The organism is Psychrosphaera sp. HA2-10 (assembly GCF_055693745.1).
The window spans coordinates 1,946,527-1,962,778 of record NZ_CM146341.1 but is presented as its reverse complement, the minus strand read 5'-3'; the positions used below and the strand labels follow the sequence as shown (position 1 = coordinate 1,962,778).

12 protein-coding genes, 3 tRNA genes and 1 pseudogene are annotated in these 16,252 nt (G+C 40.4%); 2 read left to right on the top strand and 14 right to left on the bottom strand.

Going from position 1 to position 16,252, the window contains the following annotated elements:
* Positions 1-24: 24 nt before the first annotated feature.
* Complete coding sequence (locus ACZ1GV_RS09030; protein ID WP_472673870.1) at positions 25-1,935, bottom strand: aminotransferase class V-fold PLP-dependent enzyme; 1,911 nt, start codon at positions 1,933-1,935, stop codon at positions 25-27.
* A gap of 229 nt (positions 1,936-2,164) precedes the next feature.
* On the opposite strand from ACZ1GV_RS09030, the gene ACZ1GV_RS09025 reads away from it, so the two are divergent.
* Positions 2,165-2,404 carry a LysR substrate-binding domain-containing protein gene (locus ACZ1GV_RS09025; protein WP_472673869.1) on the top strand — a complete coding sequence of 80 codons (240 nt, stop codon included), beginning with the start codon at positions 2,165-2,167 and terminating at the stop codon, positions 2,402-2,404.
* A 170-nt stretch (positions 2,405-2,574) separates the two neighbouring features.
* Here ACZ1GV_RS09025 and ACZ1GV_RS09020 read toward each other — a convergent pair.
* Both ACZ1GV_RS09020 and ACZ1GV_RS09015 read right to left on the bottom strand, forming a co-directional pair.
* A pseudogene (locus ACZ1GV_RS09020) lies at positions 2,575-2,892 on the bottom strand (hypothetical protein); the annotation flags it as partial.
* A 5-nt stretch (positions 2,893-2,897) separates the two neighbouring features.
* Positions 2,898-4,937, bottom strand: a complete 2,040-nt coding sequence (locus tag ACZ1GV_RS09015) for a winged helix-turn-helix domain-containing protein (RefSeq protein WP_472673868.1) — start codon at positions 4,935-4,937, stop codon at positions 2,898-2,900.
* A gap of 144 nt (positions 4,938-5,081) precedes the next feature.
* Here ACZ1GV_RS09015 and ACZ1GV_RS09010 point away from each other — a divergent pair, with 144 nt between their 5' ends.
* Complete coding sequence (locus tag ACZ1GV_RS09010; RefSeq protein ID WP_472673867.1) at positions 5,082-7,364, top strand: CocE/NonD family hydrolase; 2,283 nt, start codon at positions 5,082-5,084, stop codon at positions 7,362-7,364.
* Positions 7,365-7,447: 83 nt separating this feature from the next.
* On the opposite strand, the gene nth is transcribed toward ACZ1GV_RS09010, so the two are convergent.
* The 11 genes from nth to ACZ1GV_RS08955 all read right to left on the bottom strand — a co-directional run bounded on the left by nth (position 7,448) and on the right by ACZ1GV_RS08955 (position 16,193).
* Entirely contained in the window at positions 7,448-8,080 is a 633-nt protein-coding gene (nth, locus tag ACZ1GV_RS09005) for an endonuclease III (protein WP_472673866.1), read from the bottom strand.
* A gap of 21 nt (positions 8,081-8,101) precedes the next feature.
* Positions 8,102-8,797 (bottom strand): electron transport complex subunit E, encoded by a 696-nt coding sequence (locus ACZ1GV_RS09000; protein ID WP_472673865.1) that lies wholly within the window; start codon positions 8,795-8,797, stop codon positions 8,102-8,104.
* A gap of 1 nt (position 8,798) precedes the next feature.
* Positions 8,799-9,461 (bottom strand): electron transport complex subunit RsxG, encoded by a 663-nt coding sequence (rsxG, locus tag ACZ1GV_RS08995; protein WP_472673864.1) that lies wholly within the window; start codon positions 9,459-9,461, stop codon positions 8,799-8,801.
* A gap of 5 nt (positions 9,462-9,466) precedes the next feature.
* Positions 9,467-10,528, bottom strand: coding sequence for an electron transport complex subunit RsxD (rsxD, locus tag ACZ1GV_RS08990; RefSeq protein ID WP_472673863.1), 1,062 nt, complete (start codon positions 10,526-10,528; stop codon positions 9,467-9,469).
* Positions 10,528-12,486 (bottom strand): electron transport complex subunit RsxC, encoded by a 1,959-nt coding sequence (rsxC, locus tag ACZ1GV_RS08985; protein WP_472673862.1) that lies wholly within the window; start codon positions 12,484-12,486, stop codon positions 10,528-10,530. Before rsxC ends, rsxD begins: the two co-directional genes overlap by 1 nt.
* Before the next feature lie 35 nt (positions 12,487-12,521).
* Positions 12,522-13,079 carry an electron transport complex subunit RsxB gene (gene rsxB, locus ACZ1GV_RS08980; protein ID WP_210562079.1) on the bottom strand — a complete coding sequence of 186 codons (558 nt, stop codon included), beginning with the start codon at positions 13,077-13,079 and terminating at the stop codon, positions 12,522-12,524.
* On the bottom strand, positions 13,079-13,660 hold the full coding sequence (gene rsxA, locus ACZ1GV_RS08975) for an electron transport complex subunit RsxA (protein WP_210562080.1): 582 nt from the start codon (positions 13,658-13,660) through the stop codon (positions 13,079-13,081). Before rsxA ends, rsxB begins: the two co-directional genes overlap by 1 nt.
* 140 nt (positions 13,661-13,800) lie before the next feature.
* Complete coding sequence (locus tag ACZ1GV_RS08970) at positions 13,801-15,732, bottom strand: EAL domain-containing protein (RefSeq protein ID WP_472673861.1); 1,932 nt, start codon at positions 15,730-15,732, stop codon at positions 13,801-13,803.
* 171 nt (positions 15,733-15,903) lie between these two features.
* Positions 15,904-15,980: transfer RNA gene (locus ACZ1GV_RS08965), tRNA-Asn, on the bottom strand.
* Positions 15,981-16,002: 22 nt separating this feature from the next.
* Positions 16,003-16,079 (bottom strand) — tRNA-Asn (locus ACZ1GV_RS08960).
* Between the two features lie 37 nt (positions 16,080-16,116).
* Positions 16,117-16,193: transfer RNA gene (locus ACZ1GV_RS08955), tRNA-Asn, on the bottom strand.
* Between the last annotated feature and the right edge of the window lie 59 nt (positions 16,194-16,252).

The window sequence follows — 16,252 nt, the reverse complement described above, 5'->3', positions numbered from 1 at the left end:
GAATAGATATATTTAATGGATATTTTAGTTAACGACTTGTTCTTTTAAAACGTAGATTTCACCGTCAAAGCTTCCTTGAATCGTCAAGCCTTGTCCGGCTAACTCTTTGAGGTAGTCGATATGATCTTGAGTAATATGCTGACCTGGGACTAACAATGGAATCCCCGGAGGATAAGGAGTTACTAAACCCGCACAAATGCGGTTGTTACACTTACTTATCTGCACCGATTCCCGCTCGCCATAAAAAGCATCGCTTGGAATACAAGCCAAATCAATAGCCGGCAAACTCTCCGGCAAACGAGCGCGTCTTGTTGATTTTGAAAGTTTTACCTTGCCGCTGTCTAGTTTCTTTAATGCATTGTACAGACGAATTATCTTCGAACGGGTACCGCCCAATGTAAGTAAAACCAAGATGGTACTGTGTGTGTACTTTTCAATTTCCAGTCCAATCTCATCCAGTAAGAACTTATGAATATCTTTTAAAGAATACGGTAAGCTACTAATATCAATAAGAATTTTTAACGGATCATGCCCCATATTATCGCCGCTAAAGTGCGGAAATATCTCCATAAAGTCTTGTTTACCTAACACTTTTATGTATTTGAGTGAGGCCATCTGTTGTTTAAACTCTTCGACATGATTTAACAGTGCATTAAGCAACTTATAGCCTTCCATTTCTAGCTGCTTCTGACATACATCGAGAGAAGCGATAAGTTGGTATTTAGGCGATGTACTGGCATAGATACTGTAAATCTCTCTGAAGAAATCGGCATCAAAGTCAGGATCGTTGATATGTATATAAGATGCTTGAGAAAAAGCTGATACAACTTTATGAGCTGAATGAGTAACGTAATCGGCACCAGCATGAATCGCGGAATAGTAGCGTAAACTTGGATGGAACAAAGAGTAAGCAAACCAAGCTTCGTCAATAAAGACTTTAACACCATGTTGATGGGCAAAATCCACCACTTGTTTCAAATCACTTAGCAGTCCGTCGTAAGTACAGCCTGTAAGAACCAATAATTTGGCATCGGTATTTTGTTCAATCGTCTGCTTGATGTCGTCTAAAGACGGCGGTGCAAATATTCCGTATTTCGGATTTAAAACGCTCGATAAATAAATAGGGTAACTGCCCGACTGTAAAATGCCATAGTGAACTGATTTATGGCAATTTCGGTCAATAATGACTTTATCGCCTTTTCGAAGCAAGGTTTGTAGAATGATCTTATTCGAGGTTGAAGACCCGTTAGTGACAAAGTATGTACGTTTCACTTCAAACGTTGCGGCTGCGGATTCTTGTGCTCGACCAATTGTATTTGTGCTATCTGATAACGAACCTAAGGAGTCCACTGAAACTGACAGATCGCCTACAAATACATTTCGGCCATAAAATTGGTAGAAGTCCTTGATGTAAGGAGAGTTTCTAAAGCTTGAGCCGCCACTATGACCTGGAGTGTGCCAGGAGTCGTTTGATTCACCAACATAGCTACGGTATGCCGACCAAAATGGCGTTTCTGCTCGGTCATCAAAATCATTGATCATATATCCTAAAATCGCTTCTGGATCCGAGATGACTTCATCTTTAAAGAAAAAAGATTCTATTTCTTCTGACTCATTGACTATCTCTAATCCTTGCGTGTCGTCTCCAATCACATAAACAGGAAGCTCAAGACGAATTTCTTTTAACTGCTCGATAAAGCGGCTATATATTTGTTCGCCACTTTTGTTGTGTGCGTCCCAGCTAAGTACGACCGACTGAATATCGCCATCATCTTTTACATATTCTAATGCTCTAGCTAAATCATCACACTCGATTATATCGATGTTAATATCTTCTCGCTCAAAGTTAGGAATCGTCTTTGATAGGTTTGTTGTAAGTTCTTGCAACGTCGTAAGTTCTTGCTCAATAAGCAATATTCGAAGTAAAGGTAGCATTGTGGATTCGCACTTAAATTTAATAATGATTGAAGAATAACTAAAGGTTATAGACTTGTGAAATTAATACTTTGAAAATCGCTAATAATTATTAATTTCCCTTTAAATAATGAAGTGAAATATAAATACAGACGTTAAGTTACAACTGTTTTTGTCGCACTTTTATCAAGCATTCCACTATAGCGAGTTAAAACAAGAGCAACTAAAACAACTATAGCGCCTACCCAAGGTGTATTCATCAAACCATGTTCGGCAACTTGCTTTAACAGGCAATGGAATCACTTGCTTATCCGGTTTTATGGTTAGCAACGACATTAAGTCAGGTCGACTAATATCATTGCTTGAGCCATATAGGCAAAATGGTACTGACCGTGAATTGGTCAATGTGGTTTACTACAAGTCTTCATCGGTAGCAGAAAAAGTGACAGCTTTTATTGACTTTATTAAGCCTAGGTTAACATTGCAGTAGCACAATTGATGACACTAATTTGTGGCTTATTAACATTGTTAAACGCGGTTAGAAGCGATTGCTTAGTTGTTCAATATAGTCTATTTTTTTAGGAGCTTATATTGTTGTTATAGCTTCTCTGTAAGTCGTAATTCTACAGAGGTTGATAGTATCAGGGGCTAGGCTGTCTTTTACTCAGTTTTGTCCTTAAATTCACACAAGTCTTCAATCAAACAGGCACCACATTTAGGTTTTCTAGCCACACAAACGTAACGACCGTGCAAAATAAGTCAGTGGTGCACGTCTACTTTGAACTCTTTAGGGACAACTTTTCTAGCATAGGTATATGCTGATGCTGGGAGGTCATGGATGACTTACGATCAGTAAAGTAGCTTTTGTTCAACGTCATCAACGGTTTTACCCATTGCTAACTTAGTGCGGTTTGAAACACGATAAATATGTGTGTCTACCGCTATCGTAGGCCAGCCGAACGCTAATGAAAGTAGAACAATTTTCACTCAGTGTTCACGCGATAAGTTTGATAAATGTCACTGTCATTGGTTTTTGACGACTTTTGCCCAATGAGTAAAACGTCACCATTGATAGAAAAGTGGCCTACTTGACTATTCAAGGTTTGGACAGGTTTATGAGAACCTTTGAGGTATACCTCAAATTTCCTGTCCTGCCAGTTATAAAACGCGATGCGCTCGCCACTTTTCTTGACATTAAACTGCCTGCCATAAAAAGCATTGATGTTCGGTTTAGGTAGCTCTAATGGTATTGGGTGTGCTCCTTGATACCATTTGCCATCTTGATCAACCCAAAGCCAGTCATCTACAGAATTGGCGTATTGAACGCTTTGCCAATGAGGCTCAAGCCTCTCCATTGAATTATCTTGTAAATTAAACTCGACAACTTGCCAGTCTGAGCCCAGTTTCATGCTAAAGGCTACCTTGTTTGGAGACTTAAAAGACAGCCCCCTAAACTCTTTTTCAGGTAACGGCAATAACCTTGTCTCTCCTGAATTTATGTCTATGATATGAATCGCATTTAAAGTGAGTCCTGCTACTTTACGTTCATCTGGTGACCAAGTTAAATCAACATAATGTCGGCCATCTGCAAACTGACTGACTTTCTTCTTTTTACGCGTATCACGATTATACAACCAGAGTTCTTCGTTGCCTGAAGTTAAACTAATATAAGCGACTTGATTGGCGTTTGGTGACAACACAGCCAACCTTTCATCAAAAGTGTCCTCTAATATCGAAAACGATTGATTGTGCGAGATATTATACTCGTCGACATTTAAATCATTCTTAAAAGCGGTAAACGCATAATCAACACCGTTGCTATGCCGCTCTGGTCGACGCAGCTGTTGAGGACCTGTAAACAGGACTGTTTTATTGCTGCCATCGAGATCATATTGCACTATTTCATGGGCCGGATGCTCGCCCATCATAACAATGTGCTCGCCATCATGAGCCCATATTCCACAACAAATATAGGCATTTAGTTTAAACAGTAAACTTAGCTGCTGTGTCTCTAAATCGAGCTGATAAAAACCTTCCCACTGTTGTTCATCTGGCGAAGAGATGAGCAACTTATTTTGGGTCGGGTGCATGTCAAACTGATTATTACCGCCTAGGTGTATATCTGGCTGAGGAAGCCACTGAGTGCTGCCGGAATCTAGCTCAAGAGAATATAGGGAGTAGGGTTTTCCCATCCCCGGTGACTCAGAGAAAATAAGCATATTATCGTCATGGGTAAACTTAATAATCCCAAAACTGCCAGGCTTGCAGGTGTATATTAATTGGGGATCAGACATCTCTAGCCCATCAAATTCGCGAATAAAATATTGGCAACGTTCTTGTGTTGCAACCAAATACACGAGTTTTGTACCGGCATCGTTCCAACTGCCTGGTCCAACACCATTCTCTTCGCCATGATGGACTTCAACTTGCTCACCTGAATAAATGTTTTTTATATACAGTCTGAACCTTGTGCCATCATGATTCATATACGCCAGACGAACGCCATCTGACGCAAAGCTAGGGAAATATTCTCTACCTTTATCTGAGGTGACCGCTTTAGCAGAAACAATGACGTTGGAAGAGGAAAAGTTTGATGACAAAAAACCAATAGATAAGACAATGGCAAAGAGCGCCATCAAAAATAGAAAATGTTTGTTTATAGGACGCTTTTCCGTACAACCTTCAATGTCTGCAGGGGGCGTTCCCTGATCGTCAATTGGCGCGGCAGTGGCGACAAGTCGGTAACCTCTTTTAGGCACAGTGACAATGAACTCAGGATTTCGAGCGCTATCTTGCAGTGCTTTTCGGAGTTTTGTAATCAGTTTGCTGACCGTATTGTCGCTGACATAACGGCCATGCCAAACACCATCGAGCAACTGTTCTTTGCTGATAATTTGATTTTGATGTTGACAGAAATACGCTAATAATTCACTCATCATAGGCTCCATTCGGACCCTATCTTGCTCATTCGTTAAGGTGTGTTGCTGTTCACAAAATTCAAAATCTTTAATTTGCCAGCGCATATCTATCCATTGTATCTGCTTCACAAGCCCTTAAAACAGGGCGGTCATAAAAAGTCACAAGTATTCACCGCTTTGTCAGGACTTATCACTTACACCTCAATACAGTGGGCCCACGATTTATGCGAACTCAAAATGGAAATTCAAATGAAACAATTAAGTCAAACGTCTTTGGTGATCTATTCGCTCATTATCTTACTAAACTTTTTGCCAAATACCTACGCTGCTAATTCTGGTGAATACCCATTGCCTGCTATTATTGCAGTGACTGATTTAAGTACCTCAGATGGCGTCGATGCCATTTTAGCGTCTGAAAAACTAACGAAAAAGCTCAAGTCATTTGCAAACAATTTAACAGTAGATGAAATCGAACAACAAAGTACGTTTAATAAAATGGCGCTATTGTCATTGCGTGGCGACCTTTCTGCAATCTCCAACACGATTAAACAACAAAACAATACACTGGAATTTTCTCATTACCAGCTATATCACCAAACTGGTCTAGCAGAAGAGCCTAGTGACTTTATTAAAGATAAATTTGAGAAACTGAACGATGAAGCGTTTGTGCAAATGTCTCTAGCTTTGGGCTGGTCTGTTTCGGGGGCTAAAAGTTACGTTTTTAACGTGTACAAACGCCTACAAAATAAGCAAAAACTTTCGCAAAGTGACATGATTTCTATTGCCGTTAACAGTCATTTATATCAGGTATTACACGGCATCATTCCAATAACTGACAAAATAATAAAGCAAGAACAACAACGTCGTTTTATCATTCAACCGGATGTGTTAGTTAAATTAAAGAACGGCATCGAGCTATCAACCACTATCGTACGCAGTCGCAGTCAACTCAAACCCAAAAGTACCGCTCTGCAATATACAATCTATGCCGATGAAGCGTCTCATATAAAAACCGCCATGCATGCCGCTGCGCACGGGTATATTGGTATCGTGGCTAACTCCCGTGGAAAGCGCTCAAGCAGCAATAAGATAGTGCCTTGGGAACATGAAGGAGAAGATGCGTCGCAACTTATTAATTGGATCACAGAGCAAGCTTGGAGCAATGGAACCGTTGTTATGTACGGTGGTAGTTACAATGGTTTTACACAATGGGCAACAGCTAAATACATGCCAAAGGGCTTAAAAGCGATGGCCCCTTATGTGGCCGCTAATCTCATCACTGGCTTACCGTATGAAAACAACATCGCGTTGACGGGTAACTTTGAATGGCCTTTGTATGTTACCAACAATAAAACGGTCGATAACACTATTTATAATGACTGGCAGCGTACAGAAGATATTGTAAATGAACTGTATACCAGTGGCCGGCCTATCTCAGATATTGACAAAATAGCTAACAAGCCGAGTCCGTGGCTTCAAAAGTGGCTATCTCACCCAGAAGACAGTACTTTCTATCAAAACATGGTTCCTTATCGAGAAGAGTACCAACGAATCGATATTCCGGTGCTTAGTATTACGGGGTACTTTGAGGGTGGTCAAATTTCTGCACTTACGTATTTGTATGAGCACTTCAAGTACAACGATAGAGCTAACCATGCGTTGTTAATTGGTCCCTATAATCACATGACCGCACAAGGCAAACCTCGTTCGCACCACAGCAACTATGAGCTTGATCTCGTCGCTCTTGAAAAGGACTCCGAAGAAGTAGTGTTTGAATGGTTTGATCACGTTTTATATGGCAAACCGAAGCCAAAGTTAGTTCAGAATAATGTTAACTATCAAGTAATGGGCGCAAACCAATGGCGCTATGCTGACTCGTTGCAAACGTTAAACCAGCAAACTGTTAGCTTTTACATTCAAGAGACCAATCCAAACGCAGAGCAAAATCATATATTGGGGATTGCGCCCTCAATACAAGCCAATAAATACATTGAACAAACCATTGATATGACCGACAGAACTGAGCAACGCAATCTAGCGCCCTGGCCAGTCATTAAAAACAACATTGATAAGCAAGGTGGCATTCAATTGGAGACACCTGTATTTGAGCAGGATATGGAGCTCACAGGTGCGATCTCTGGATTCTTTGACATAGCAATCAATAAGAGAGATGTGGATATCGGCTTTAACTATTACGAAGTTACCGCCAGTGGTGAAGTTTTCCACCTAAACAATTATCGAAGCCGTGTTAGTTACGCAGAAGACATGGGTAAAAGACGTTTATTAATCCCAAATCAAAAACGTCGTGTACCTATAGTTAACGCTCGCTTTACTTCAAAGCTAATCAAAAAGGGCAGCAAGATCGTTCTCGTTTTAAATGTGAATAAGAACAAAGACGCACAAGTAAACTTAGGTTCTGGAAAGCCTGTAAACTATGAACAACTTTCTGATGCAGGGCAGGCTATGAAACTGAAATGGTATTTGTCGTCTCAAATTAATTTGCCATTAAAACTTTGGCGAAAAGCGCTGTAGCCCCAAATAGTTTAATCATTAAAATTTAAAACCAACGGGTAACAGCGATAAATTTGGATTATTAATTTTACAAATTAAGAGTGTTAATCTGTCTTATCCTTAAACTCACAAAGGTCTTCTATGATACACGCGCCGCATTTTGGTTTACGGGCTACGCAAGTATAACGGCCATGAAGTATTAGCCAGTGGTGTACGTCTAACTTGAATTCCTTTGGAACGACTTTAAGTAGTTTTTGTTCGACATCGTCGACGGTTTTGCCCATGGCAAGCTTAGTACGATTGGAAACACGGTAAATATGCGTATCTACTGCTATTGTCGGCCAGCCGAACGCTGTATTCAGTACTACGTTTGCGGTTTTACGTCCAACCCCAGGAAGGGCTTCTAGCGCGGCTCTGTCTTCTGGTACAACGGAGTTGTGGAGTTCAACCAACATGCGACAGGTTTTTATGGTGTTTTCGGCTTTTGAATTAAATAAGCCAATTGTTTTTATATATTCTTTTAATCCATCAACGCCTAAATCAAGGATAGCTTGAGGTGTATTTGCGACAGGATAAAGTTTACGTGTCGCCTTATTTACACTTACATCGGTGGCTTGCGCACTTAATAAGACTGCAATGAGCAGCTCAAACGGCGTGGTAAATTCTAGCTCAGTTGTTGGATGAGGGTTGTCGTCTCTTAACCGAGTCAGTATCTCTAAGCGTTTTTCTTTATTCATAATATTAAATTACTTTTTGCTTTAATTAACGGTCGTCACACGCGCTCGTTCAACCGACTTCACGTTTTTAACTTTCTTTTTGGCTTGTTTAGCATCAATAATATTTTTTAGGGCAATAATAAGTCCCATACCAATAAATGCTCCAGGCGGCAGAATTGCAAGTAAAAACTGCTGCTCAAACTCAAAGATTTGCACCGTCATGCCTCTCGCCCATTCACCAAATAGCAGGTGAGCACCGTCAAATAGCGTGCCTTGTCCTAAAACTTCACGAGCTCCACCTAGAAGCAACAAAATCGCAGTAAAACCGAGTCCCATCATTAAGCCATCTAGAGATGACTCTACGGGACCATTTTTAGAGGCAAAGGCTTCTGCTCGACCAATAATGGCACAGTTGGTAACAATTAATGGGATGAAAATGCCTAACGAAACGTACAAGCCAAAGGTGTAGGCATTCATTAATAATTGAATGATGGTAACGAATGACGCAATGATCATAATGAATACGGGAATTCGTATTTCTTTTGTTACCCATTGTTTAACAAGGGAAATAGTTAAGTTTGAAACAACTAAAACCAGTAGCGTTGCTATGCCAAGGCCAAGCGCATTGATGAACGTATTAGTAACGGCTAATAATGGACATAACCCTAATAGCTGAACCAGTGCTGGGTTATTTGTCCAAAGGCCATTGCGGACGATATCTTTCCATTCACTTGTCATACTAGTCTTTCACCTCGAAGGTTTCGCATTCATTTGGCATCAAAAATATATCATCAAAGTGTTTTGATGCACTAAATATGCTTTGACGTAACTGATTGACTATTGCCCTCGGAGTAATTGTCGCACCAGTAAATTGATCAAACTGACCACCATCTTTTTTAACGAACCATTTTGAGTCAGAGTCGCTTTTGACGGTTTTTCCATTAAAGTCGAGCACCCAGTCTGATTTTTCTAATTCAATTTTATCGCCAAGCCCAGGTGTTTCTTGGTGTGCGATAGAACGGACGCCTTGTACTTCGCCTTTGGCATTTATTGCGACCATCATTTCAATACGGCCGTTGTAACCTTGTTTTGTTTGCGTTTGAAATATAATCGCGTAAGGCTCGTTATTTAATGTCGCTCGATATATTTTAGATGTTTTATCTGTCCCAGTAATACTCACGTCGCTTACTGAAGTACAGTTTTCTAATGGGTTATTATCAAACTTGTCTTGGTTTAAAACTTGGGTCAACTTTCGCAGAATATCTTGTTGTTTTTGTTCTTCTATTACCGGTGCCGTAATGATGTGAGTAGCAGCAACAAATAACGTACACACGGCAGCAAAAGCAGTGAGAAGCAAAGCATTTTTTTTACTTTTTATAAGAGCAATATTAGTTTCTGTCATGTTATTTACCTCTTATGGCCGTAAACCGTCGGTTGCGTGTAATGATCGATTAACGGTACACACATGTTTGCAAGCAAAACGGCAAAGGCCACGCCATCTGGGTATCCTCCCCATTGACGGATAATAAATATAAGCGCGCCAATTACAGCGCCAAAAACAAGTCGACCTTTAGCTGTGGTAGAAGCTGAAACAGGATCTGTTGCAATAAAAAATGCGCCCAACATAGTTGCGCCAGTAAATAACTGCTGTACAGGCGGGTAGGTGCTGTCTGCGCCAACGGCAGATGAAATAAAAGAGAGCAAAAACAGCGTAGTTATAATGGAAAGTGGAATATGCCAACGAATAACGCCTTGTTTAAGGAGCAATAACCCACCTAATAAATAACCGGCGTTTACCCACTGTGATCCTATTCCTCCATACTCACCATAAATTGGTAATGCTAACGCCTCAGATACGGTTTGTTGCTGTGCCAATGACGTTTTAAATTGATCAAGTGGTGTAGCCATTGTGGTGCCATCTGCCAACATGCTAAGTTGCTGGAGGTTATATCCTTCAATACTAAAGCCGGTAAAGATGACCCAAGCAGTATCAGCAAGAGACAACGAATGCATTAACAGTGGCTGAATAGGTTGCCAACTCGTCATAGCAACAGGAAAAGAGATAAGCAGCACAACATAGCCCGCCATCGCAGGGTTGAAAAGATTAAAGCCTAATCCGCCATATAGTTGTTTTACAATGATAATAGCGAAGGCGACACCAATCACACTTATCCACCAAGGTGCTAAAGGCGGAATACTAAGTGCTAGTAACACGCCTGTTAATACTGCTGAACCATCGGATAGTGTACGACGAATTCTTTTTTCTCGTAGGCTTAAAACAATAGCTTCACTAAGTACGGCTACCACAATACACAGTACAAGTTGAACAAGTGATCCCCAGCCATAAAAATATAATTGAGCGATAAACCCTGGAATCGTGGCATAACTAACCATTCGCATTACCTGGTTTGTTGTCATTCCCATGGCACCGTGTGGTGAGCTTTTAAACATGCTAGAAAATATAGTCATTAAGTATCACTTTTCGATTTTTTTGCTTTAGCTTTGGCTATAGCAGCTGCAACTTTTTGCTTTCGTATTTGTTCAGGTGTTAATGTCTCTGGCGAGGTGTCTTGCTGAACGTCGCTTGATTCTGTCGTTTTGTTTTCAGTTTCTAAACTAACAGTGTTAGTAGTCGATACTTTCTTAGGCTCAGGGGCGAGACTTTCTTGCTTTTTCTGTTTAGCTCGCGCAATAGCCGCCGCAACTTTTGCTTTACGCTGTTGTTCCTCGGATGCTTGCTCAATTGGTTCTTGGCTAGCTTGTTCTTGTTTTGCTGCTTTTTTAGCTTTCGCTCTAGCGATAGCTTCCGCTACTTTATCTTTATTAGTGTTAGGTACGACGCTAGCGTCTGAATCCGAAACGTTTGCGGTGGAGTCATTTTGGCTTTGTTTTTTTGCTTTCGCTCTTGCTAGCGCGGCAGCAATTTTATCTTTCGCACTTGTGTCTTTTTCTAGAGCTTTAGCGCGTTTTTCTGCAGACGCTTTATGTTTCTCGAGTCGCTCTTGCTTTTCACGCTCTAAACGTTCCTGGCGTTGTTCAAATCGAACTCGCGCTTTTTCAGACTTTATTTTTTCCTGTTCTGCTTCTCTAATTTCAGCTTTGCTGGTTCGATAATACTGAACTAACGGGATTTGACTTGGGCAAACATAAGCACAAGCGCCGCACTCGATACAATCAAAGAGATTATATTCGGAGAGTTTGTCATGATCTTTGGCTTTAGCAAACCACTGAAGTTGCTGAGGTAGAAGTTCAGCTGGACAAGCATCAGCACACAAGCCACAACGAATACATGCTTGCTCGTCGCCTTGCGGTGGCAACTTTTTAGCTGATGGCGCTAGAATACAGTTTGTCGTTTTAACCACAGGCATACTGGTATCAAGTATGGCAAAACCCATCATAGGGCCACCCATAATGATGCGTTGCTGTTTTTCTGCTTTAAAGTCAGCAAACGTTAATAGATCTTGTACGGGAGTGCCAAGTTTGGCCCAAACATTTTGAGGTTTGTTAAGCGTTTCGCCAGTAATAGTAACAACTCGCTGAGTTAGTGGGAGGCCATCTATTATTGCTTCCTTTACCGCGAATGCAGTTCCAACGTTTTGCATAACGATACCTAAGTCAGCCGGTATCTTGCCACTAGGTACTTGCATGCCAGTTAACAGTTGTATTAATTGTTTTTCGCCGCCAGAAGGGTATTTTGTTGGTACAACTCGTATTTCAATATTTTCAAATTCTTTGGCTGCTTTTTTCATAGCATCAACAGCGTCAGGTTTGTTGTCTTCGATAGCGATAATACAAACTTTACTTTGCAATACATGTTGAAGAATTAACGCACCTTCGATAATTTCGGCACTATATTGCTTCATTAGCGTATCGTCAGCGGTTATATATGGCTCACATTCCACACCGTTTAGAATAAGCACGTCTATATCTTGAGTCGGGTGCATTTTGATGTGAGTTGGAAATCCGGCACCACCCATACCACTGATGCCCATTCTCTTAATCTGCTCAACAAGCTCAAATTTTTCTACTGTTTGCCAGTTATCTATTTTTTGTGGTTCCACAGCTTGCTGTAATTCATCGGCTTCTATAATAACCGAAAGCTCTGGTTTTGCTGATGGATGGGCAGATACATGCGGTGCTATTGCGATGACTCTTCCTGCTACCGGAGCGTGGACCGGTACCGTCATCGTTAAATTTGCGGCGGTTAAAGGCTGATTTGCTAAAACTTGTTCGCCGACGGTAACGATAACGTCGTCAACAGAGCCTATGTGCTGTTTTACCGGTACATAGTACTTTTGGCTTAACGGCAAGTTTATAATTGGCGTTTGGTTAGACAGTTCTTTTTGTTCAGGCGGATGAATTCCACCGGGAAATGTCCAGATTTTCTGAAGTTTAATTTGTTCTAACAAACTTAATTCTGATTGCAAAATCTAACCTTTGGCGTCTAAAAATGGGTTGAAAATCATTCTACGTTTTTGATTGGAATTAATGGATCATTCCACTTCCAATGAGTCAACGGTGACTGAACGGGCACCATATCAATACAATCTACGGGACAAGGCTCGACACATAAGTCACAGCCAGTGCACTCGTCGACTATTACGGTATGCATAACTTTTGATGCGCCAACAATTGCATCAACAGGGCAGGCTTGAATACATTTAGTACAGCCGATACATTCATCTTCTCGAATATAGGCGACTTTTTTAACGTCTTCTTCACCATGTGCTTCATCAAGCGGTTTTGGATCGACGCCCATTAATTCGGCTATATTTTTTATCGTAGCTTCACCACCTGGAGGGCATTTATTTATTTCATCACCATTTGCGATCGCTTCAGCATATGGTTTACAGCCAGGGTAACCACATTGGCCACATTGAGTTTGTGGCAGTAAATCGTTAAGTTGGTCGACTAATGGATCAGCTTCAACTTTGAATCGCTCTGAAGCGTAGCCGAGTAGGGCACCAAAAATGATTGCTAAAACAACTAAGGCAACAAGGGAAAATATAAGAATATTCATTAGAACGACACCAAGCCAGCAAAGCCTAAAAACGCTAACGACATTAATCCTGCCGTAATCATTGCAATGGCCGAACCTTTAAAAGGACTTGGGACATCAGCGGCCGCTAAGCGCTCACGCATTGCGGCGAATAATATTAATACTAATGAAAAGCCGGCCGCCGCACCAAAACCATAAACAATCGATTGAGTGAAGTTATGCTCTGCGTTTACATTAAGCAACGCAACACCAAGTACTGCGCAGTTGGTGGTAATTAACGGTAAAAATATGCCGAGTAAGCGATATAGTTTAGGACTGGTTTTGTGTACAACCATTTCAGTAAATTGAACGACTACAGCAATCACTAAAATAAATGCGATGGTACGAAGAAACTCTAACTCTAAAGGCTGCAAAATATAACTATTGATTAAATAGCTAGTCATAGAGGCAAGGGTCAACACAAACGTTGTTGCCATCGCCATTCCTAATGCCGTTTCTATTTTGCTAGACACACCCATAAAAGGACATAGCCCTAAGAACTTAACGAGCACAAAATTATTGACGAGCACGGTACTGACGAGTAGTAAAAAGTATTCAGTCATTAGATTCAGCTATAAAATAATAATACGGATATTATCCTTTTTTATGTGGCTTTTAACAACATACGAATTGTAAGGATATTTCGATTACATAAAAAAAAGCGCCGTATTTGACGCTTTTAAATCAATAAGCTCTATTTTTATTATAATGGGGCTGGTTTACCTATGTAATAACCTTGGCAACCATCAACAAATAGTTTTTCCAACACGTGTTTTTCTTCTTGTGTTTCGACACATTCAGCTAAGACATTTACGCCAATGCGGTGAGATAAATCGACAATCATTCGAATGAAGTATTGATTATTCTTTTCATCAGCGATATCTCGCGTGTAGCTTCCGTCTAGCTTAATAAAATCAGGCTTCAACTCTTGGAAAAATTTAAATGAAGTGATCCCGACACCAAATTTTTCAACGGTTACTCGCGAACCAGCTCTGTGAAGCATGTCTATAAAACGACGAGATGAATTTACATTTTGTTGTAAACCAAACTCAGATATTTCAAAAATTAGTTTAGTGGCTAAATTCGCCTCTTTTAATAATCGCCTTTCTAACCAGATCATAAACTGATCGTTGTGTGCCGATGCTGGAGAAATGTTAATACCAAAAAACTTATCAGCCATGTTCTTTGTTTTAATAATTTCAAAGACTTTCTCAACAATCATACGATCAATATCAACAACGCGATTCAACTTTTCCGCCATTGCTAAAAATGAAGCGGTTGGTAGCATTTGACCATCATCAAGCTTAAATCTTGAGTACACCTCTGTGTAGGCTTTACTACTACGATTCGCTGCATTAATTGGTTGAAACAAAAGCGTGACGTTAGCTTTTTGAATGACCTCATCAATAATATTACGCCAGTTTTGATTACCAAATGCAGATGTTGAGCTTTGTTGTAAATTAGAGTCTTTTTGAATATGCCAGGCGTTAACGTGTTTAGTTTGAGCAAGACTAATGGCAGTATCTGCAGCCGCAAGCAATTCGCCCAAAGGCTTATCTTTTCCATAACTAACAATGCCCGTACTACCAATCGCTGATAGCTCAGATGCGCGCATGAACTCATTTAATCTCGAGTGAATGTTTTGCGCCATAGAGTCGGCTTCTTTGATAGTTATGTTAGGAATTATCATGCCAAAATCTGAGCCATTTAACCGATAAATAGTCGCGCCGTTATAAGTATGAATAACTTTAGAAAGGATCTCAGACAGACCTTTTATGTATTTGTCGCCTTCTTGATAGCCTTTAGATTGATTAATATGTTGCAACTCAGTGGCCCTAAGTAAGGCTAATACGCCAAACGGAGCCTGCTTGTCAGAGTTTATTACCTCTGATTCAAAGTATTCTACAAAACGAGTACGATTTGGCAGGTTAGTTAAACTATCTTTAAAGGCTTCTATTTTTAATTCAGACGATGATTTTTCAAATTCACTTAAAGTGTTGTTTACAAATTTGCCTAGACGTTTAAGTGCTGAAATTGTTGCACCAAACTGCAGCGGAAATTTTTTGAAAGTATCACTATTGTCGATAGGTTTATTTTTAGAAATTTTGGTAATAACTTCAGCGATACGCTCTGAAGTTTGGGTGAACGTTACTTTTACAAACGATTTAAATAAACCAAAGCTCACTAATATAACGATAACAGGAAGAAAAAACAGCCCCAAAAAGACATCGAATAATGGCGTTAATACTGCAGCGTAACTAGAGTGAAATTTTATAATTAGATTGCCACTGTTTGTTGCGACAGTACGGGGTTTAGTATACAAGTCGATCTCAACTAACAGTGTAGCTAGGGTAGGGCGAATGGCAGACGTGTCATCAAAACTGTATAGCTGGTTACCTTCGCGATCTTTGATCAACAATGATTCTAAATCAATTGCATCCTTTAGTTGTTTCGAAAGTACTTTTGCATCGCCAGTAATATTATTATCAGCAAGTACCTGCACCAACTTAGTATTTTCAATTTGTTGCTGTTCAATCAAAGCGGACGTCATGAATAGTCCAACAATAACAACAATTAGTCCAATAAATATTCCACTAACGAACTGAATAACAAGCAGATTTCTCAGCTTATTCATGTTTGCTCCTCGGTTGAAAAACGCAATTTAGGCTGCAAAAATGGCTAGCCGAAATAATGATGAAATTCAAAGATCTTTATATTGTCGTATTAAATCAGAAAAAATTAGTTAAATAAACAATTTAGAGATGATAAAGATTAAGGAAATATGGAATTGGATTTGGAGTTTTATTGGCTCCCCCTCCCCGACTCGAACGGGGGACCTGCGGATTAACAGTCCGTCGCTCTAACCAACTGAGCTAAGGGGGAACAATAAAATTGATTTACGAAATGGCTCCCCCTCCCCGACTCGAACGGGGGACCTGCGGATTAACAGTCCGTCGCTCTAACCAACTGAGCTAAGGGGGAATTTCGTAGTGTAGTAGTAAGTTATTACCACTTAAAGTGGCTCCCCCTCCCCGACTCGAACGGGGGACCTGCGGATTAACAGTCCGTCGCTCTAACCAACTGAGCTAAGGGGGAACTACATGTTATTGAGTAATAGTGCTCAACAACGGGGCGCAATGTTAATTACAGGACTC